Raw genomic sequence first — 20210 nt, 5'->3', positions numbered from 1 at the left:
CGCGCAGGCTCCCAGCCCCTCATCGAGGCTGGGAGCCGTCGTCGTACCGTCTCAGCGCCGGTCCGTGAGCCGGTACAGCCGGTGGAACGGGTGTCCCACGTCGATCACCCGGGTGTCCAGGCCTGCCTCGGCGGCGTATGCGCGCACGGTCTCCGGCCGCATCACCGTGCCCGTGGCCGCGCTCGGCGTCCGGCTCATCCCGACCGGCAGGCAGTGCAGCACGCTGACCGCGTAGTGGAAGCGCTCGCTGTCCGGCGCCGCCGGGGTGAACCGCTCGCCGACGGACGGTTCCATCAGCAGCACCGCACCTCCGGGCGCCATCAGACGGCGGCACGCCCGCAGCACGTCCACCGGCGCCGACATGTCGTGCAGGGCGTCGAACACGCACACCAGGGTGTACCCCGCCGCCCCGGCCGCCCCCGCAGCGCCGGCGTCCCCGGCACGGAAGCGGACCCGGTCGGCCAGCCCCTCCGCGGGGTCGGCGGCGGCGAGGTTCGCCTCGGCGTCCCTGACCGACGCCTCGTCCAGGTCGATCCCATGCACCTCGGCGTCGGGGAACATACGGGCCAGCGCCAGCGTGGAGAGCCCGGAGCCGCACGCCACGTCGGCGATGCTGCTGCCCGGCACCCGCAGCCGGGCGTCGATGTCGGGCAGGTGGCGGCCGATCCAGCCGGGCAGGTGGTGCTCGAAGACACCGCGGTTCAGACCCGCCTGGCCTCCGCGCAGGGCCTCGCCGTAGGCCGCGTACGGCAGGCCCCGGCGACCGCGGTAGGCCTCCACCAGCTGCGGCAGGACGGCCGCCATGCCGCCGATGGGCATCACCACCAGCGGGGCGATCCAGTTCGGGCTGTCGGCGTCGAGCAGCGCCTCCGCGTGGGCGGGCGGCAGCGCGAACCGCCGGTCCTGCGGCCGCGCCTCGGGCGCGTCGACGGTCAGAACCCCGGCGCAGGTCTGCTGCTCCAGCCACTCCCGGACCATCCGGGCGTCGAGGCCGCTCGCCCGCGCCACCTGTGCGGCCGTGGCGGGGCCGGTGCGGCGCAGCGCTTCGTACAGGCCCAGTTCCAGGCCCAGGTAACAGGTCATCAGCTCGGCGGAGGCGAGCCCGGCGCCGAAGAGCTTGAGGGAGAACGCCTGCGCGGAGTCCGCCGCGTCCGCGGCGGGCCTGCCCCGCCGGTCGGGCGGCGCGCCGAGGCCGGGGCGGGCGGGGGAGGGGTTGCGGAAGGCGGGGGCCATGGCGGTCAGAGATGGGCGAGGACGTTGACGACGTTGCCGTCGTGGTCCCGGTAGAAGAAGCGCCGTACGCCCCACTCCTCCTCCGCGGGCCCGTACAGGATCTCCAGACCGGCGGCGCGGGCGCCTTCGAGCGCCGCGTCCAGGTCCTCCACCTCGATCGAGGCGGCCGGGTTCACCGGCCCGGTGGGGTCCTTGGTGATCAGGCTGACCTGTACGGAGTGGTCGGACGGCGGGGCGAGGGTGACGATCCAGCCGTGATTCATGATCACTTCCATTCCGGTGACCCGGACATGGGCTTCCACAGCGGAATCGAGATCACTCACCGTGAGCAGCGGCATCGCGCGGAGTGCAGACATGTGCGCCAGCGTAACCAGCACTCTCCCCGGTCCCGGGGGCCTTTCCGGCCTCTTTCACCCCCGCGTCGCGGGCCCTTCGGCGGCCGTACGTTCTCCTCGCATCGGCCTCCTTGCGCGCGAGCGTGCGCCGGCCGAACTCGCCTACCCCGAAGGAGGACTGACGTGGAACTCGTCACCGCGACCGGTACGGCCGTCCCGGAATCCAGGCTCGCGGAGCTGGGTGAGGCGATCAGGGGCCGGATCATCACCGCGCAGGACGCCGACTACGACGAGCGCAAGCAGATCTGGAACGGCTACTTCCAGAAGAGCCCGGGGGTGATCGTCCAGGTGGACGGCGCCTCCGACGTCGTCAAGGTCGTCAACTTCGCCCGGGAGAACGACATCGAACTCGCCGTCAAGGGCGGCGGCCACTGCTTCGCCGGCACCGGCACCGTCGAGGGCGGACTGCTCCTCGACACCTCCCGGCTGCGCGGCATCCGCGTCGACCCCGCCAACCGCCGCATGGTCGTCCAGCCCGGCCTGGAACAGGGCGACGTCGACGCCGAGACCACCAGCTTCGGGCTCGCCGTCACCGGCTCCCAGGAGTCCTACATCGGCATCGGAGGTCTCACGCTCGGCGGCGGCCTCGGCTGGCTCGCCCGCTACCGGGGTCTGCTGGTGGACAACCTGGTCTCCGCCGACATCGTCCTCGCCGACGGCCGGCTGGTGACCACCACCGCCGAGGACCACCCCGACCTGTTCTGGGCGATCCGGGGCGGCGGCGGCAACTTCGGCGTGGCCACCCGCTTCGAGTTCGACCTGTACCCGCAGGGCGACTGCATGGCGGGACTGCTCGCCTTCCCCATCGACCAGACGGTGGACGTGGCCCGCCGACTCGACGAGTTCAACCGGACCGCCCCCGACGAACTGACCACCTCCTTCGCCTTCCTCACCGCTCCGGGCGGCGCACCGGCGATCGGCCTGGGATTCGTGCACGCCGCCCCCGACGACTCCACCGAGGAGCTGATCGGCCAGATGCGCGGCCTGGGCACCGGCGCGCTCCTGGACCACTGCGGCCTGATGCCGTACGTGGCCGTGCAGCGGATGCTCGACGAGAACACCGTCGCCGGCCACCGGTACTACCCGCGCTCCTTCCTGCTGCCCGAACTGCGCGACGAGCCGCTCCAGATCCTCGCCGACGGGTTCGTCAACGCCCCGTCCGAGCGGAGCCTGGTCGGCGGCGGCCTGATGGGCGGGGTGATGTCGAACGTCCCGGCCTCCGAGACGCCCTTCCTGCACCGCGAGGGCTACCTGACCAGCATCCTCACCTCCTGGACCGACCCGGCCAAGGACGAGGAGGCCGTCGAGTGGACGGAGAAGGTGTACGCCGAACTCCTGCCGCACACCACCGGCGCGGTCTACGCCAACCACCTGGGCGCGGACTCCGCCGAGCGCATCGAGGACGCCTACGGCGCCAACTACGAGCGGCTGACCCGGATCAAGGCCGTCTACGACCCCGAGAACTTCTTCCACACGAACAACAACATCAAGCCCGCGAGCTGAACCGGGCGGGCCCCTCGCACGACGGCGCCCGGACCTCGTCACGAGGTCCGGGCGCCGTCACGTGCGCGCGGGCCGGTTCAGTCGACCCGGCGGATGACGCTCACGCCCTCGCGCACGGTGAGCACGCTCTGCCGCACCCGGGGGTCGGCCGCGACATGCGCGTTGAACGCGCGCATCGCGACGGTGTCGGGCTGCTGGTCCCGCTCGTTGGCGACGCCCCCGAACTGCAGGACGTTGTCGGCCAGGAGCAGACCGTGCGGGGACAGCTTCGGCAGTACCGCCTCGTAGTAGTCGACGTAACCGGGCTTGTCGGCGTCGACGAAGACCAGATCGAAGGGTCCGGGCAGGTCCCTGACCGATGCAAGCGCCGGGCCCTCCCACAGGTGGATGCGCTCCGCCCAGGGGGAGGCCGCGAAGTGCTTGCGCGCGATGGAGGCGTGCAGCGGGCTCAGTTCACAGGTGTGCAGCTCGGCGTCGCGCGGCATCGCCTGGGCCATGCAGAGCGCGGAGTAGCCGGTGAAGGTGCCGATCTCCAGGATGCGGCGCGGCCGCAGGGCGAACACCAGGGAGGCCAGGAACTCGCCCTCCAGGCTCCCCACCATCATGGCCGGCAGATCCGTCTCAGCCTCCGTCTCGGTGACCAGGTCGGCCAGCCAGGGCGGCGCGGGGGAGGAGGCCTCCTCGGCGTACTTCTCCACGACGGGTCGTACGATCATCCTCGGTTCCTTCCCGCGGGGTCGGTGCGGTCGTCCAGCCGTCCGGCCAGCCAGTGCGTCAAGGTGTCGTGGCCGGTGCGCAGATAGAAGTGGCCGCCGGGGAACTCGGTCACGTCGGTGGGTGCCGAGGTGGCCTCCGCCCACGCCGCCGCGTCCGCCGCGTCCACCTCGGGGTCCTCGGTGCCGTAGCAGACGCTCACCGGCACCGAGAGGTCGCGGCCGGCCCCGGGACGGTAGCCGCCCACCAGGCGGTAGTCGGCGCGGAGCACCGGCAGCAGCATCTCGCGCAGGCCCGGCAACTGAAGCAACCGTGCGTCTGTGCCACCCAGTTGGCACACGTCGGCCCACAGCCGCCCGTCGTCCAGGTGCTTGTCGTCCGGGTGCTGCCGGGCGGGTCCCGGACGGCCGGAGACGATCAGCCGCTCCGGGAGCGCCTCGCCCGCCGGGCCGAGCAGCCGGGTCACCTCGTGCGCGACGGAGGCGCCCATGCTGTGCCCGAAGAACCACACCGGCCTGTCGTCCAGGTCGGTCAGCGCCTTCGCCAGCGGCTCCACCAGGCCGGGCATGTCGGTGCAGCAGGGCTCGCCCAGGCGGTCCTCCCGGCCGGGGTACTGCACCACGATGCCCTCGACGTCCTCGGGCAGGTCGCGCACCAGCGGGCGGTAGAAGCTCGCCGCTCCTCCGCCGTGCGGAAAGAACACGATGCGCCGCGTGGCTCCGGGCCGGGGGAAGTAGCCGCGCAGCCACGGGTTGGGGACGTCGGTGCTCATGCGGGGGCCTCCAGCAGGTCCGAGGCGGCGAGGAGTTCCGGCGGCGCCTGCGGGTGGCGCAGCCGTACCGGCCCGCAGGCCTCGCTCACCCGCATCGCCAGCTTCGTCAGCGCCACGTGGTACTGCACGTGCCCCCGGCTGTCGGCGCTCGAGCGGACCTCGTCCCACAGCGCGGCGACGGCCCGTGCCGTGGCCTGCGGCCACAGCTCGCGCAGCACCTCGTCGTAGGAGGCGCCCTGCGCCGGGCCGAGGTGTTCCACGCTCGGCACCTTCAGATGCGGTGCGGCGGAGTCGCCGAAGCGCACCAGGTCCTTCATGTCGCCCGGCATGTGCGGGCGCATACTCCACTGCACCGGACCGTGCGTGTTGACCAGGGTGAGGTGCCCCCCGTCCGTGCCCAGGGTGATGCGGTGGAAGAGGTGGCTGTAGTTGTCGGGGTCGGAGGGCACCAGCTCGTTCTGCAGCCGGAAGGACATCGGTACGCCCGCGAAGCGGCCCGTCAGGCTCCGGTACGGCGCCTCCGGTGTCTCCGCGAGCGCCCCGTCGACGCCGTGCGGGCGGATCGTCCCCAAGGCCTGGCCCAGGATGTCGAAAACCGTGTAGAGGACCTGGAAGGCACAGGTCACGTCGAGGAACAGCGGCCGCTGCCGGGCCACCAGGCGGCGGGCGGCGGCGATGAACCGGCGCACCGGCTCCACGTGCGGGTAGTGGGTGTTGAGCCGGAACACCACCCCGGACTCGGTGGCGGCGCGCAGGCACGCCACCAACTCGTCCGGATGCAGCGGGTGTTCCTGCAGCACGTGCACGCCCCGGCGCATCAGCGCCCGGGACAGCTCCGGCCCGGGGCCGCCGTTCATCACCCCGCCGACGACCACACAGGCCAGGTCGACGTCGCCGGGCACCTCTGCGACCGAGGACCACAGCGGCACGCCGTAGTGTGCGGCGCAGGCGCGGCTGCGGGCGCTGCCGGAGGCGAGGATGCCGGCCAGCTCGAAGCCGAGGTCCGCCCGCTCGAAGGCAGCCAGGTAGGCGCGGCCGAACCCGGTTCCGGCCACCAGGACGCGTGGGCGGGTCACAGTTCGCCCTCCTCCATGGCACGGGCCGTGAGGATCGGCCGGTCGACGACCTCCAGCAGCCCGACCGCGGGCTCGGCCCGCAGCGCCGCCAGCACGGCTTCGGCGTCCAGCACGTCGGAGCCGAAGCGCACCCCGGGAGCCGCCGTGCCGTCGAGGACCGCCAGCACGGCCAGCGCACTGGCGAGGCCGGTCAGGGCGTAGGTGTCGCCGGCGCGCAGCGCCAGACTGCGGGTGGCGGGGCGGCCGGCGCCGTCGGTGCCGGTGACCTCGAACAGCATCAGCTGGTACGGGTCCCTGCCGAACAGGTCGAGCGCCGCGGCCCGGGTCAGCTCCTCGGCCGCCTCGGCGAGGCCGGACTCGCCGCGCATCGCCCCCTGGAGCCTGCTCAGGCAGTTCATCATGTGCGCGCCGCCGTCGAAGACGTTGTACCAGTCGATCTCCTTCAGCCCGGTGACCTCGGGAAGCCGCGCCGACTCGAAGCTCAGGTACGGGTACACGTCCACCCGGTTGTGCGCGTAGGGCAGTTCGACACCGGTACGCGGCTCCAGCTCGCGCTCCACCCGGATGCCGCCCCGGATCGCGCCGCGGGCCTCCCCGTACGCGCCGCCCATGGACAGCAGGTAGTCGGCGGCCCCGGCCGGGGTGAGCCGGTCCATCGTGCCGACGTAGGCCGTCAGCCGGTGCGGGCGGCCCAGGAGGGAGCACAGGTGGCGGGGGAGCAGACCGGTCAGGCCCGGCTGCATCCCTGCGGTGATGACGGCGGTGCCGGTGAAGGTGCCCGGCCGGGTCAGCGCCTCAAGCAGCGGTTCGTCGCCGCCCGGGTCGACGTAGTCGGCGCCGGCCGCCGCCGCGGCCCACGCCACCCGGTCCAGGACCTGGTAGGACGGGCCCGCGCAGTTCAGGACGGTCCGCGCGCCCTGGCAGAACCGGGCCAGCGACCGGCCGTCGTACAGGTCCACCTGCACCGCCTCACCGCGCAGCCCGGACTTGGCCAGCAGCGTCTCGGCCCGGGTGCGGTCGCGCCCGCCGAGCCGTACGACGAGGTCGGGACGGCGCTCGGCGAGGGCGCGTACGGCGGCCTCGCCGACGGCGCCGTAGGCACCGACCACCGCGACCGACGGGGTGCTGTGCTCACTCACGCGTTCTCCTCATCGGGCAGGTCGATCACCTCGGAGGTGATCAGCTCACGGCAGGTGAAGTGGTTGCCCGGCACCGTCTGTGGCCGGAGCCCGCCCACGCAGACCGACTCCCACAGCGCGGTCATGTCTGCGGCCATGGCGGGCCAGACGGGGGACTCCTCGGCGTGCACCAGCAGCCGGGCCTCACCGGTGTACAGACCGGGGTCGTGGTCGGCGACACAGGCCGCCAGCGCCCGCCCCCGCGCGAGGCGTCCGGCGAGCTCGTCCGCGCCGAGCCCGAGCGCCGCGGCGAGACCGGCCAGCCGCTCCTCGCGCGGGCGCGCGCCGAGCGCGGCGGCCGTCTCGCCCACCGCCCGCAGCTCCGGCTCGCTCCGGTCCGCCAGCGCGGCCGGCGCACCGGGCGGGATGTCACCGGCGGGGGCGAGCACGGCGAGCGCCGACCCGAGGGCGGACACGTCCGGGTAACCCAGGGCGGCCGGGTCCAGCCCGCGGTCCAGGCAGAACAGCGCCTCTTCGAGGACGTCGTCGCGGACCGTGGCGGGCAGCGGGTAGCTGCTCAGCACGGTCAGCCCGCACACCGGGGCGCCGAGCTCGGCCAGCTGCTGGGCGAGAGCGAGCGCCAGCACGCCCCCGCTGTGGGCGCCGACCAGGTGGAACGGCCCCGGGCTCAACGCCCGTACCCGCGCCACGATCTCCTGCGCCACGTCGTCCAGGCTCTGCCCCTCGGCCACCCGCACCGGCGGCACCACCACCACCGGGTCGAGCGCACCGAGGCCCGCGGCGAGCCGCTCCGCGTGACCGCCCAGACCGTCGCCGACCAGGACGTGCACCGGGTTGCCGAGGGCGTCCGCCGCCCCGGCCAGCGCCAGTTCGTCACCGGCCCCGCTCGCCTCGGCCACCTCCTGTCCCTGCTGGAGGAAGGCGGACAGCTCCCGCACCGACGCGCCGTTGAGCAGCTCGCGCAGCAGCTCGTCGAAGAACACCTCGGCCGCGGCCGGCACCTGCTCACGCAGCGCCGTGACGAGCTGAGCGGCGAGCAGCGAATCCCCGCCGAGCGCGTAGAAGTTGGTGTCCAGCGGCACCTCCGTCTCGCGCAGCACCTCCGCGTACACCGCGGCGACGCCCAGCTCCAGCTCGCCCGCCTCGCCCGGGCTCTCCGCGACGGCCGCGGCGCCCGCCGTGCGGTGCTCCTCGGCCCACCGGGCCAGAGTGGCGCGGTCCACCTTGCCGTTGCCGGTCAGCGGCAGCGCGTCCAGCACCTCGAAGCGCGAGGGGATCATCTCCGCCGGGAGCCGCTCGGCGAGCCGCCGGGTCAGCTCCTCGGTGTCGAGCGGCGCGCGGTCGGTCTTGAAGCGGGCCGCGAAGACGTGCATGCCGATGCGGGCCAGCTCCTCCTCGGGCGCCGGGACGCACAGCTCCAGGTCGGCCCCGGCCTCGGCCAGCAGCTCGTACCACTGTTCGCGGCCGATGAAGGTCTGGTCCTTGCCGTGGCGCACGTCCTGGAAGTCACCGGCGGTGGCGTCGAAGAGGAACTCCATCGAGGTGAGGATCTGGTAGTTGTCGCGGGTCGTCTCGATGAAGACCAGCCACCCGCCGGGCACCAGCGCCTCGCGCATCCGGCGCAGCACCGCGCGGGCGTCCTTCGCGTAGTGCATGACGTTGCCGCACAGGATGACGTCCACCGAGTTCGGCCGGACGCCCTGTTCGCGGTACGGCTCGTTGAAGTCGAACAGCGCGTAGTCCACCCACGGGTGTGCGGTGAACCGCTCACCGGCCTTGTTCAGGAAGAACTGCGACACGTCGCTGAAGGTGTAGCGGACGTTCTCGCCGTCCAGCGCCGGAATGGTGTCGACGCTCGTGCCGCCGACGCCGGCGCCGACCTCCAGCACCCGCAGCGGGCGGCCGGAGGTGTTGCGCCGGGCCACGCCCAGCACGGTGGAGGTGGCCAGCCGGTTGAGGTAGCGGGAGAGGAAGCCCTCCATGTAGGCGGCCTCGTGGATGCTCAGGTCGCCCTCGGGGAACAGCATCCGCAGCGGGTCCCGCTCGTCGCGCATCAGCTCCGGCAGGTGGTTGGCGGCCAGCTTGAAGTAGTTCACCAGCTCGGGGCGGTCGTTGGCCTCCGGCAGCAGGCGGTCCACCTCGGCCCACGCCCGCGCCACGTCCTCGGGGGTGACCAGGCGCAGAGCGCCGAAGGTACCGTCCTCGGCCCGGTCCAGGTAGCCGTTCTCCACGCAGGCCGTCAGCCAGCGGCGCACCAGCCGCTCGTGCCGGGGGGCCACCCTGGCCAGCCGCATGATCTCGGAGGTGCTGTGCCGTGTGGCGGTGTCCGGCCACACGCCCTCCTGGCGCAGCACGTCGACCATGCGGCGCAGCGCCGCGTCGTCGAGCACGGCCGCGAACTCGACCACCTTGGCGACGTCCACCCCGTCGCGGATTTCGTCGGCCGCCGCGAGCACCTCGGGCACCAGGGCCTCGTCCACCGTGTGGTCGGCCGGGGCGGCGGGCGAGGGCGAGACGAAGGCGACCAGCCTGCGGTCGTTGCGCTCGCCCTGCGTGGTCACCGCCACCGCGTCGACCTGGGGGTCGGCGGCCAGGGCGGACTCCACCTCGGCCAGCTCGACGCGGTGGCCGCGGATCTTGACCTGCCGGTCGTCGCGGCCGATGAACTCCAGGGTGCCGTCGGGCAGATAGCGGGCCAGGTCGCCGGTGCGGTACACCCGCTCGCCGTCCGGCAGCGCGAAGAAGCTCGCCGCGGTCTTCTCCGGGTCGCCCAGATAGCCCTCGGCGAGACCCGTTCCTGCGATGTACAGGTCGCCCACGACGAGGTCGGGGCTGGGCCGCAGGAACGCGTCGAGCACGTGGAAGCGCTGGTTCTCCAGCGGAGTGCCGTACGGGATGCTCGGCGCCGACGTGTCCACCTCGCCGACCGGATGGAAGATCGACCAGATCGACGCCTCGGTGGCGCCGCCGAGGCTGTACAGCTCCACCCGGGGCAGCCGGGCGCGGACGGCGTCGGGGAGCGTCACGGGTATCCAGTCGCCCGACATCATGCCGAGCCGCACGCTCGCGCAGTCCCGGCCGTCGCCGCGCAGGTACTCCTCCAACAGCATCATCTGGGCGGGCACCGTGTTCAGCACCGTCACGCCGTGGTCCGTGATCAGCTCGGCCCAGTGCGAGGGGTCGTTGCGCCGCTCCGGGTCGGGCAGCACCAGGGTGCCGCCCCGGCCGAGGACGCCGAAGACGTCGAAGACCGACAGGTCGAAGCCGAGGCTCGACAGCCCCAGCGCCACGTCGTCCGCGCCGACGGAGAACCTGCGGCACACGTCGTCCAGGGTGTTGACCGCCGCCCGGTGGCTGATCTCCACACCCTTCGGCTCGCCGGTCGAGCCCGAGGTGAAGATGACGTACGCCGAGTCGCCCGGGGAGACCGGAACCTCCTCGACGGGGGCCTCCGACAGCCGGTCCACGTCGACGCGTTCCACCCCGGCGGGCAGTGCGCCGCCGAGGGTGCTGTGCGCGACCACCAGGCCGGCCCCGGCGGACTCGATGATCCTGTTGCGCCGGGCTTCCGGCTGGCCCGCCTCGACGGGCACGTACGTGCCTCCGGCCAGCAGCACCCCGAGCGCCCCGGCGATCTGCTCCCAGCCCTTCTCCAGCACCACCGCGACCCGCTGGTGCGGCCGGTGGCCGCGCGCGGTGAGCGCGGCGGCCACGGCGGCGGCCCGGCCGGTCAGCGTCACGTAGTCGACCCGGCCGCGGCGGTCGATCACCGCCGTGGCCCGCGGGCTGCGGCGGGCCGCGTCGAGCAGCGCCCGGTGCAGCGGCGCGTCGCTCACGGGCCGGGCCGTGTCGTTGACCGCCGCGCGCCGCCGGGCCTGGTGCGCGGGCAGGGCGAGCGGGTCGCCGTCCCACGCCTCGTCCCCGTCGGCGAGGCGGTGCAGCAGGTCGCGGAACGCGGCGAACATGTCGTCGAGGACCGGCGGGGGCACGGTGTCGTCCCGCACGTCCCAGTTGACGAGGAGCGCCCCGCCGGCCTCCATCGCCTGGCAGTCCACCCAGACCTGCGGCGTCTGGCTGATGCCGTTGCTGATCTGGGAGCGCATCATGCCCTGCGGGGCGAGACCGTCGGACAGGCCGATGGCGCTGGTGAACACCACCGGCATCAACGAACCCTGCTGGCCCCGGCGGCGGGTCAGTTCACGCAGCACCTCCACGCCCGAGAACAGCCGGTGGTCGAGGTCCTCGAAGAGCTGCTCGCCCGCCCTGCGGGCCCGTCCGGCGAAGGTGTCGGCGCAGCCGCCGTCGACGGCCAGCAACTCCACGGAGGTGAAGTCGCCGACGATGTCGCCCACGTCGGGGTGGAGCGGCAGCCGGCTGAGCACCGTCACGTCGAGCGTGAACCGGGGGCTGCGGCTCCAGCGGCCGATCACCTCCGCGTACGCGGCCATCACGGCCGTCGAGGCGGAGACCTGGCGCTTGCCGGCCCGGGTCTTCAGCGCCGACCACAGCTCCGGTTCGAGCCGCAGCTCGCGCCGGGTGAAACCGGCCGCACCGTGCCGGCTGGGCCGGTCGACCAGCGGCAGCTCGGGGGCCGGCGGCAGGCTGTCCAGGCGCGCCGTCCAGTAGTCGCGGTCACGCTCGTACGCGGGCCCCTGGCGCACCGCCCGTTCCGCCCGCAGATAGTCGCGGAAGGAGATCCCGGGGGCCGGGAGGTCGGCGCCGGGGTCCTCGTAGAACGTGCCGAACTCGTCCAGCAGCCGGTAGATGCTGACGTAGTCCGCGATCAGGAAGTCGATGGAGAAGTGCAGGACGGCCCGGTCGGCGAACTCGGTGACCTCCAGCGAGTACAGCGGACAGGAGGTGACGTCCTTGGACTCGGCGGAGAGCCGGCCGCGGACCTCGCGCAGCCGCTCCTCGCCCGCCGCCGCGGACAGCGCGCTCACGTCGTGCCGGCCGATGACGGGGGCGGGCGGGTCCTTCAGCACCCGCTGATAGCCGTCGTAGTCGATGACCACGCGCAGCATCTCGTGCCGGTCGACCACCCGCTGCCAGGCCCGCAGCAGCCGCTCCCGGTCCAGCGCGGGGAACTCCAGCTCGCCGTAGGCGTGGCAGGGCACCGAGCCGTACTCGAAGGCGCCCCGGCGGCCCAGCAGGTAGGCCGACTGGACCTCGGTGAGCGGGAACGGCTCGTGGGCGGCGTCGGGGTCGGGCCGCACCTGCTGCGGGCCGCGCTCGCGCAGCACCCGCAGCACGTCCTCCCGGCAGCCGGAGAGCTGGGCGCGGCGCTCGGGGGTCATGATCCCCTCCGGGCCCCGGAACCGGAGTCGGCCCTCGTCCTCCCACAAGTGCAGTCCGGCCTGTTCGAGTTCGCTGATGAGGTCGGCTGCGGTCACAGGACACCTTCTTCCAGTCTGACGGACGCTTGGTGCGGGTGGCCGGCGGAGATCTCGGCGTCGAGGACGGCGGCGATCCCGGCCACGGTCGGGTGGTTGAAGAGCTGGCGCAGCGAGAGCTCCACGCCGAACCGCTTGGCGAACTGCTGGACGACCCGGGTGGCGACGAGGCTGTCCCCGCCGAGGCCGAAGAAGTCGGCGTCGCGGCCCACCCCGGGGGCCTCCAGCAGCTCGGCCCACACCTCGGCCACCGCGCGCTCGGTCTCCCCGCGCGGACGGTCGTCCGCCGCGGGCTCCTGGGCCGCGTGCCGCGGCCCGTACGTCCGCGCGACGGCGGCGCGGTCGACCTTGCCGTTCGCGTTCAGCGGCAGCCGCTCGACGACGGTGAGGTGCTCGGGGAGCATGTGGGCGGGCAGATGCGCGGACAGTGCCGTCAGCACCTCTCCCGCGGCCGGTGCGCGATCCGCGCCCTGGTCCGGGGTGACGACCGCCGCCAGACGGCGCGCTCCGGCGCCGGTGTCGACCCAGACCACCGCGTGGGCGACTGCGGGCAGGTCGCGCAGCCTGGTCTCGATCTCGCCGAGTTCGATCCGGTGCCCGCGCACCTTCACCTGGTGGTCGCGCCGCCCCAGGAACTCCAGGGTTCCCGACGGGTGGTAGCGGCCCAGGTCGCCGGTGCGGTACCACCGCTCGCCGCCGTCCGTGACGAAGGAGGCCGAGGTGCGCTCCGGGTCGCCGCGGTAGCCGAGCGCCACACCCGCGCCGCCGATCCACAGCTCGCCCGGCACGAAGTCGGGCCGGTCCCGCCCGTGCGCGTCCACCACGCGGAAGCGCTGGTTGGCCAGCGGACGCCCGTACGGGACCGACACCCACGCGGGATCGACGGCGGGCACCTCGTGGGCGTTGGACCAGATCGAGGCCTCGGTGGCCCCGCCCATCGCGACGAGCAGGGCGTCCGGGGCGCACGCCCGCAGCCGGTCGCACAGGTCCAGCCCGACCCAGTCGCCGGAGACGATCGCCACGCGCAGCCCCGGCAGGCCCGGACCCGACTCGCAGGCCACCAGCAGCATGTCGAGCAGGGTGGGCACCGTGTTCCAGACGGTCACCCCGTGCTCGGCGGCCAGCCGGGCCCAGACGGGCGCCTCCCGCCGGACGTCCTCGGTGAGGGTCACCACGGTGCCGCCCACCGCGAGCAGCCCGAACAGGTCGTAGACGGACAGGTCGAAGTCGAGCGCCGACACCTGCAGGACCACGTCGGCGGGGCCCACGCCGTACCGGGCGTTGACGTCGTCGATGGTGTTGGCGGCGGCCGCGTGGGTGATCTCCACCCCCTTGGGCTCGCCGGTGGAGCCCGAGGTGTAGATGACGTAGGCGAGCTGCCCGGGCTCGACCGGCACCGGCCCGGCGAGCGGCTCGGCCGCCGACGCCTCGGCCACCGGCACCAGCCGTACCGCCTCGTCCCAGCCTGTGCCGGAGTCCGGGCCGTCCGCGACCAGGGCCAGGCGCGCCCCGGCGGACCGCACGATCCGGTTGCGGCGCGCGGCCGGCTGGCCCACGCCCACCGGTACGTACGCGCAGCCCGCCGCCAGCACGCCGAGCACCGCGGCCACCTGGTCGGGCCCCTTCGGTAGTGAGACGACCACCGTCTCGCCCGGCCGCGCCCCGAGCGACACCAGGTGCCCGGCGACCGCGAGGGCCCGGCCGGCCAGCTCGGCGTAGGTCAGTGCCTCGCCGGACGGGGTGCGCACCGCGACGGCCCCGGGGGTGCGGCGGGCGACGTCGAGGACCGGCCCGTGCAGGGTGCGGGCGGGGCGGACCACGGCGGTGTCGTTCACCTCGGCGCGGACCTTCGCCTGCGCCTCGGGGAGGGCGACCGGCGGCGCCGGGCGGGACCAGTCGTGGTCGGCGAGGGCTTCCAGCAGACGGCGCATCGCCTCCAGGGCGGCCGGGACCACCCCGGGACTGTAGAGGCCCTCTACGTGGTCCCAGTTGACGGCGAGTGCGCCGCCGCGCTCCACCACCTGGCAGTCCAGGGCCACCTGCGGGCTCTGGGACAGCCCCCGGCGCAGCTCTCCGAAGCCGAAGGAGAGGTCCTTGAAGTCCGCGTCCACCCCGAGCGTGGAGGTGAACACCACCGGCATCAGCGTCTGTCCGCCTCCGGAGCGGCGGGCCAGTTGCTGGAGCACCCAGGTGGTGGAGACGTCGCGGTGCTCCATGCCCTCCCACACCTGCCCCTGCAACCGGCGCACGGTGTCGGCCCAGGACCCTTCGGGGCGGCTGTGGTGGCCGAGCAGCAGCAGCGAGGTGAAGTCGCCGACCACCTGGTTCACCTGGGGGTGCACGTCCTGCCGGTCGAAGACCGTCAGGTTCAGCGTCAGCGAGGTCTCCGCGCTCCACGCCGCCAGCACCTCGGCGAAGGCCGCTGCCACCACCGTCGAGGCGGTCAGCCCCGCGTCGGTGGTGCGGCGGCGCAGCTTCGCCCAGGTCGCCGGGTCGATGCGGAATTCCTCCCGCACGAACCGCGGCCGGTCGACGCGCTCCGGGTCCGTCGCCATGGGCAGCGCCGGAGCCGCGGGCAGCTCCTCGATCGCCCGCAGCCAGTACTCCTCGTCCCTTGCCCTCGCCGCGGGATCGGTGCGCTGCGCGAGCAGGTAGTCCCGGAAGGACAGCTCCAGCGCCGGGAGTTCCCGGCCGGGGTCGGCGTACAGGGCGTTCAGCTCGGTGAAGATGGTCATGATCGACAGCGCGTCGAGCACCACGTAGTCGAAGCCCACTCCGAACACCGTGCGTCCGTCGTCCCGCCGCACGGCGCGCACGTCGAACAGCGGCCAGGAGGTGACGTCGAGGACCTGCTGCGCCATCTCCCCGAGTGCGGCGACCGCCGCCTCGTGATCGGCGGCCGTGGTGCGCGTGACGGCGAACCGGTAGTTCGGCACCTCGGGCAGGATGCGCTGGCCGCCCTCGCCGTCCAGCACGGCCCGCATCATCTCGTGCCGCCGCACCAGCGTGTTCCAGGCGGCCTCCAGCCGCTCCAGGTCGACGTGGTCGCTCTCGAACTCCCAGTACCAGTACGAGGCGACACCGCCGAGGACGAAGTCGGGGTCGCGGCCGAGCCAGTAGGCGCGCTGCACGTCGGTGAGCGGGAAGGGCTCGTGCCGGTGGACCGGGTCGGCCGGGACCGTGCCGGGCTCCTGCGCCTCGGTGCGCGTCAGCGTCCCGGCGAAACCGCTCACCGTGGGGCGGGTGAACAGGTCGCCGAGCCTGGCCTCGTACCCGTGCCGGCGCAGGGCGGCCAGCAGGCGGGTGGCCTGCAGGCTGTCGCCGCCGACGTGGAAGAAGTTGGTGTCCCGGCCGAGGGGCCCGCACCCGAGGAGGCCCGCCCACAGCGCGGCGACCGTCTCCTCCGCCGCACCGCGCGGGGCGGCCGAGGCGTCGCCGGACGTCCGCTCGTCCAGCAGCGCGGCCAGCAGCCGTCCCGCCGCCGCGCGGTCGGTCTTGCCGTTGCGGCTCAGCGGCAGCTCGTCGACGGCCACCGCCAGGGCGGGAACCATGTACGGGGGCACCTGCCGGGCGGCGGTGGCCAGCGCCTCCTCGGTGTCGGCCGTGCCCGGGGCGAGCAGGGCGTACAGGGCGCCGCCGGGCCCGGCGACCGGCGTCACCACCGCCTCGCGCACCCCGGGGTGCAGCTCCAGCGCGCGCTCCACCTCGCCGAGTTCGATCCGGTAGCCGTTCACCTTGACCTGGAGGTCGGCGCGGCCGAGGAACTCGATCACCGCACCCGGCCGGTAGCGGGCCCGGTCGCCGGTGCGGTACCAGCGCACGCCGTCCGCCTCCACGAACTTCGCGGCGGTCAGCTCCGGCCGGCCCACGTACCCGCGGGCCACCCCGGCCCCGCCGATCCACAGCTCCCCGGGCACCCAGTCGGGGCGGTCGCCGCCGTGCTCGTCGACGATCCGGCAGCACTGGTTGGGCAGCGGCACGTTGTACGGGATCGATGGCCAGGAGGGATCCACCTCCGTGACCTCCTGGACGGTCGAGTGGATCGCGGTCTCCGTGGTGCCGCCCAGGACCACGAACACGCTGTCCGGGCGCAGCGCGTGCACCCGCCCCGGCAGGTCCAGCCCCGCCCAGTCCCCGCCGAGCAGGTGCAGCCGGAACGGCCAGGCGTCCGGTTCCGGCCGCGTCGACGCCGTGGTCAGCGCCATGTCCAGCAGCGCGGGCACGCAGTTGAGGACGGTGGCCCGGTGCCCGGCCGCCCGGCGCAGCCAGGTCCCCGGCGAGCGCCGCTCCTCGTCGTCGACCAGGACCAGCGCGCCGCCGCAGGTGAGGGGGCCGAAGATGTCGTAGACGGAGAGGTCGAAGTCGAGCGCCGACAGACACAGCGTGCGGTCGGCGGGGCCCATCGCATAGCGCTCGTTCAGCGCCGCCACGGTGTTGTGGGCCGCCGCATGGGTCAGCTCCACGCCCTTGGGCTCCCCGGTCGAGCCCGAGGTGAAGATCACGTAGGCGGGGGCGTCCGGCGGGACGTCCACCGCACGCTCCAGCGTGGGCAGCGTGCGGTCGGTCGCGCACCCCACGTCGACCTCCGCGATCCGGCCGGCGGCCGCGTCCCGGGCCGGGCCCGCGGTCACCGCGCACCGGGCGCCGGACACTGCCTCCACGGTCCGCCGCCGCGCCTGCGGATGCTCCGTCCCCACCGGCACGTACGCGGCCCCCAGCGCGTGCACCGCCAGCACCGCGACCACCTGCTCGACGCCCTTGGGCAGGGTGATCACGACCCGGTCGCCCGCGGTGACCCCGGCGGTGCGCAGGACGTGGGCCAGCCGCAGGGCCCGCTCGGCGAGTTCGCCGTACGTCAGCACCCGGCCCTCGCCCCACAGCGCCGCCGGCGCCCCGCCGCGCTCGGCCGCCTGCCGGAAGAACTCCTCGTGCAGTGCCCGGCGGGGCAGGTCCGCTGCGGTGTCGTTGGCGCCGCGGCGGGCCTGGAGCTGCGCCGCGGGCGGCCGCACCGGCAGGCTCTCCCACCAGGCGCTGGGCTGTGAGGCGAGCAGCCGCACCCGGTTGACGAACGCCTCGAACATCGCCTCGGGGACACCGGCGGCGAAGAGGTTCTCGGTGGTCTCCCAGTTGATCAGCATGCCGTTGTCCTGCTCGACCAGTTGCAGGTCGATCCACACGCCCGAGGTCTGCGAACTCATCCACAGCGGCGTGCCCAGCACCGCACGGGTCGGCCCGTCGAACAGCTCACCCAGGCTGAGCGCGCTGGTGAACACCACACCCGCCCGCCGGTTCGCCCCGGCCGCCGTCCTGGCCAGGTCGCGCAGGACCGACGTGCCGCCGTACGCCGCGTGCGCCGCGTCCCGCCGGTACTGCTCCTGCACCGCGTGGGCGCGCTCGGCGAAGGTGCGGCGCGCGTCGGGCGCCACCCGCAGCAGCAGCAGATCGGTGAAGTCCCCGACGACCCGGCCGACGTCCGGGTGGACCGGAAGCCGGTTCAGCACCGGCAGGTTGAGCAGGAAATCCGCTTCCTCGCTCCAGGCCGCCAGGACGTCCGCGTAGGCGGCGGCGACGGCCATCGACACCGTCAGACCGTTGCTGCGGGCGTGCTGGGTGAACCGCTCGTACGACTCCGGGGCCAGCCAGGCGTGCCGGCGGACCGTGTGCACCCGCTCGATCCGCTCCGGCGGCACGGCCAGCGGCAGCCGGGGCGCCTCGGGCAGGTCCTCGGCCCGGTCGCGCCAGTAGGAGACGTCGGCCGGGCGGGGCTCCCGGCCGCCCTCGGCGACCAGCCGGCGGTACTCGGGGAAGGTCAGGGCGGGCTGCGCGGGCGCGTCGGCCGGGTCCTCGTAGAGCCGGGCCAGGTCCGCGACGACGATCCGGAAGCTCGACGCGTCGCAGACGATCATGTCGATGTCGAGGAAGAGCCGTCCCTTTCCGGCCGGCAGCAGCGCCAGCCGCACGTCCAGCCCGCCCCCCTCGGCCACCGGCAGCGTCTGGTGGGACAGCGACTCGCGCAGCCGCGCCAGCCGCCGCTCGCGCTCCGCACCCTCCAGGCCACGCAGGTCGACGACCTCGTCCAGCCCCCGGCACTCCGGCAGGACCCGCTGGCCGTCCTCGCCGACGGCCGCCCGCAGCATGGGGTGCCGGCGGCGCACCGCGGCCACCGCGCCGTCCCAGCGCGCGACGTCGGCGGTCACGTCGAACTCGAAGTAGAAGTGCGAGCCGGTGTTCAGCGGCATGCCCGGCTGACGGCCCGACCAGTAGGCGTGCTGCATCGGGGCCAGCGGGAACACGCCCGTACCGGCGGCCGGGTCCGCTTCCGCCTCCGGGCGCGGGCCCGCGCCGTCGTCGCTCCCGGACAGCAGGGCCGCCCACGCGCGCACGGTGGGCTCCTCCACCAGGTCGCCGAAGGTGACCTGCACACCGGCCTCCTGCCAGGAGGCCGCCAGGTTCATCATCCCGAGCGAGTCCAGGCCCAGCGTGACCAGGTCCTCGTCCAGGCCGATCTCCGCGGCCGGGAGTTCCAGCCGCGCGGCGACGGCCTCGCGGATCTCCTCGGCGGACAGCGCGCGTCCCGCCGTCACCTCACTGGTCATCGTGGCCTCCCGTGCGCAGCCGGGGACGCGCCCCGGCCTGGTCGGTGTGGGGCGCCGCGCTGCGGGCGGCGCTCGTGCAGATGTCGACGTACGCGGCGAGCAGCGACTCGGCGAACTCCGGTTCGAAACGGTCGGGGTTGTAGAACAGCAGCACCCGCACCGTGTCCCGGTCGGGCACCGCGACCAGCTCCAGCTCGAAGCGGGTGGCGACGTCGTCGGGCACCAGGACCTCGATGTCCAGCCCGCCGGCCCGGGTCGAGTACACCGGGTCCGCCATCATCTGGAACACCACGTCGTCGAGCCGGCGGTCGGTGCGGCCCAGGTTGATGGGCAGCATCTGGAACGGCAGCGCCTGGTGGACGAACGCCTCCATCACCGTGCCGTGCGTGGCCCGCAGGTGCGCGGCGAAGTCGTCGCCGGCCAGCCGGGTCCGCAGCAGCACCATGTTGGCCAGGAACCCCACCGTGCGCCGGTGCTCCGCGCCGCGGTTGGCGAACAGGGTCGCCACCGCCAGGTCCTCGGCGCCGCTGACCGCCTTCAGGGCCCGGTAGTAGGCGGTGAGCAGCGCCACGAACATCGTCGACCGCTCCCGCTTGGCCAGGGCGTCCAGCGCGGCCACCGTCGGCGCGTCCAGGACGTGCCGCACGAGCCTGGTGTCGCGCGGCGCGCCCGCGGTGGCCGGCCGGATCGGCAGCGGGGGCAGCGTCACGTCCTTCAGACGCTCACCCCAGAAGGCGCTCAGCCGCTTCCCCGACGGGCCGGCGAGGGCCGCGCGTTGCTCCTCGGCGAACCGCGAGTACGGGGCGGTGCCGGCGCAGGGCCTGCCGTCCAGAGCGGCGCACAGATCCTCGAAGATCACGTTGCAGGACCACGAGTCGGTCACCATGTGGTGCATGTTGAAACAGAGGACGTGATGGTCCTCGGCGAGCCGCCACAGCGTGATGCGTACGGCGCTGCCGGTGGCGTCGATCCGGGTGCCCAGTTCCCTGGCCACCTCCCGGTCGGCACACGCCCCGGGGTCCGGCTCGCCGCTCAGGTCCACTTCGCGGACCGGCGGTGACACGGCCGGGTGCACCAGCGCCTTGAGGCGGCGGCCACCGCCGGTGAACGTGGTACGCAACGCCTCGTGGCGGTTCGTCACCCGGTCGATCGCCTCCCGCAGCCGCTCGCGGTCGAGCGGGCCGCGCAGCCTGCACAGCACCGGGCAGTTGAGCGCGCCCTCCTCGCCCCGGTAGCGGTCGAGGAACCACAGCAGCGTCTGGCCCACGGACGGGCGGATCTCGGTGACTGTCACGTCCGGCAACGTAACGACGGCCGCCGCCCGCGCAGCCGCCGCTGAAAGAAAGCTGAGAGGACCTTCAGGTTCCTTTCCGGCCGTGCGGGTCCGGC

General features: G+C 73.9%; 10 protein-coding genes. 1 reads left to right on the top strand and 9 read right to left on the bottom strand.

Translation table 11 applies throughout. From position 1 onward, the window contains the following. Positions 1 to 51 precede the first annotated feature (51 nt). Both ICC28_RS29780 and ICC28_RS29775 read right to left on the bottom strand, forming a co-directional pair. A complete protein-coding gene (locus tag ICC28_RS29780) occupies positions 52 to 1233 on the bottom strand; it encodes a class I SAM-dependent methyltransferase (RefSeq protein ID WP_188291839.1) in 1182 nt (393 codons plus the stop codon). Positions 1234 to 1238: 5 nt separating this feature from the next. Then, positions 1239 to 1589, bottom strand: coding sequence for a VOC family protein (locus tag ICC28_RS29775; RefSeq protein ID WP_223189830.1), 351 nt, complete (start codon positions 1587 to 1589; stop codon positions 1239 to 1241). Between the two features lie 162 nt (positions 1590 to 1751). On the opposite strand from ICC28_RS29775, the gene ICC28_RS29770 reads away from it, so the two are divergent. Beyond that, positions 1752 to 3131, top strand: coding sequence for an FAD-binding oxidoreductase (locus ICC28_RS29770; RefSeq protein ID WP_188291838.1), 1380 nt, complete (start codon positions 1752 to 1754; stop codon positions 3129 to 3131). Positions 3132 to 3208: 77 nt separating this feature from the next. Here ICC28_RS29770 and ICC28_RS29765 read toward each other — a convergent pair whose 3' ends face one another. From ICC28_RS29765 to ICC28_RS29735, 7 genes are read right to left on the bottom strand one after another with little or no spacing between them, the layout of a single operon-like run. Further along, the gene (locus ICC28_RS29765; RefSeq protein ID WP_188291837.1) at positions 3209 to 3847 is read right to left on the bottom strand and encodes an O-methyltransferase; all 639 of its coding nucleotides are present in this window, start codon (positions 3845 to 3847) and stop codon (positions 3209 to 3211) included. Continuing rightward, complete coding sequence (locus ICC28_RS29760; protein ID WP_188291836.1) at positions 3844 to 4617, bottom strand: thioesterase II family protein; 774 nt, start codon at positions 4615 to 4617, stop codon at positions 3844 to 3846. The genes ICC28_RS29765 and ICC28_RS29760 overlap by 4 nt, the downstream gene beginning before the upstream one ends. After that, complete coding sequence (locus ICC28_RS29755; protein ID WP_188291835.1) at positions 4614 to 5693, bottom strand: Gfo/Idh/MocA family oxidoreductase; 1080 nt, start codon at positions 5691 to 5693, stop codon at positions 4614 to 4616. The genes ICC28_RS29760 and ICC28_RS29755 overlap by 4 nt, the downstream gene beginning before the upstream one ends. Further along, positions 5690 to 6832 carry a saccharopine dehydrogenase NADP-binding domain-containing protein gene (locus ICC28_RS29750; RefSeq protein ID WP_188291834.1) on the bottom strand — a complete coding sequence of 381 codons (1143 nt, stop codon included), beginning with the start codon at positions 6830 to 6832 and terminating at the stop codon, positions 5690 to 5692. The genes ICC28_RS29755 and ICC28_RS29750 overlap by 4 nt, the downstream gene beginning before the upstream one ends. Further along, positions 6829 to 12225, bottom strand: a complete 5397-nt coding sequence (locus ICC28_RS29745; protein WP_188291833.1) for a non-ribosomal peptide synthetase — start codon at positions 12223 to 12225, stop codon at positions 6829 to 6831. The genes ICC28_RS29750 and ICC28_RS29745 overlap by 4 nt, the downstream gene beginning before the upstream one ends. Further along, positions 12222 to 18821 carry a non-ribosomal peptide synthetase gene (locus tag ICC28_RS29740; RefSeq protein ID WP_188291832.1) on the bottom strand — a complete coding sequence of 2200 codons (6600 nt, stop codon included), beginning with the start codon at positions 18819 to 18821 and terminating at the stop codon, positions 12222 to 12224. Before ICC28_RS29740 ends, ICC28_RS29745 begins: the two co-directional genes overlap by 4 nt. Beyond that, positions 18811 to 20115 (bottom strand): condensation domain-containing protein, encoded by a 1305-nt coding sequence (locus tag ICC28_RS29735; protein WP_188291831.1) that lies wholly within the window; start codon positions 20113 to 20115, stop codon positions 18811 to 18813. The genes ICC28_RS29740 and ICC28_RS29735 overlap by 11 nt, the downstream gene beginning before the upstream one ends. Positions 20116 to 20210 lie beyond the last annotated feature (95 nt).

It is taken from the genome of Streptomyces sp. TRM68416 (assembly GCF_014596915.1).
Classification (GTDB): Bacteria; Actinomycetota; Actinomycetes; order Streptomycetales; family Streptomycetaceae; genus Streptomyces.
The sequence above is the reverse complement of the archived record's forward strand: the minus strand, read 5'-3'. Positions and strand labels throughout refer to the sequence as shown.

What these genes read in the sequence shown, in the direction of transcription:
- ICC28_RS29780 (WP_188291839.1), bottom strand. Translation starts at nt 1,233, where the DNA reads ATGGCCCCCGCCTTCCGCAACCCCTCCCCCGCCCGCCCCGGCCTCGGC.
- ICC28_RS29765 (WP_188291837.1), bottom strand. Translation starts at nt 3,847, where the DNA reads ATGATCGTACGACCCGTCGTGGAGAAGTACGCCGAGGAGGCCTCCTCC.
- ICC28_RS29775 (WP_223189830.1), bottom strand. Translation starts at nt 1,589, where the DNA reads ATGTCTGCACTCCGCGCGATGCCGCTGCTCACGGTGAGTGATCTCGAT.
- ICC28_RS29760 (WP_188291836.1), bottom strand. Translation starts at nt 4,617, where the DNA reads ATGAGCACCGACGTCCCCAACCCGTGGCTGCGCGGCTACTTCCCCCGG.
- ICC28_RS29740 (WP_188291832.1), bottom strand. Translation starts at nt 18,821, where the DNA reads ATGACCAGTGAGGTGACGGCGGGACGCGCGCTGTCCGCCGAGGAGATC.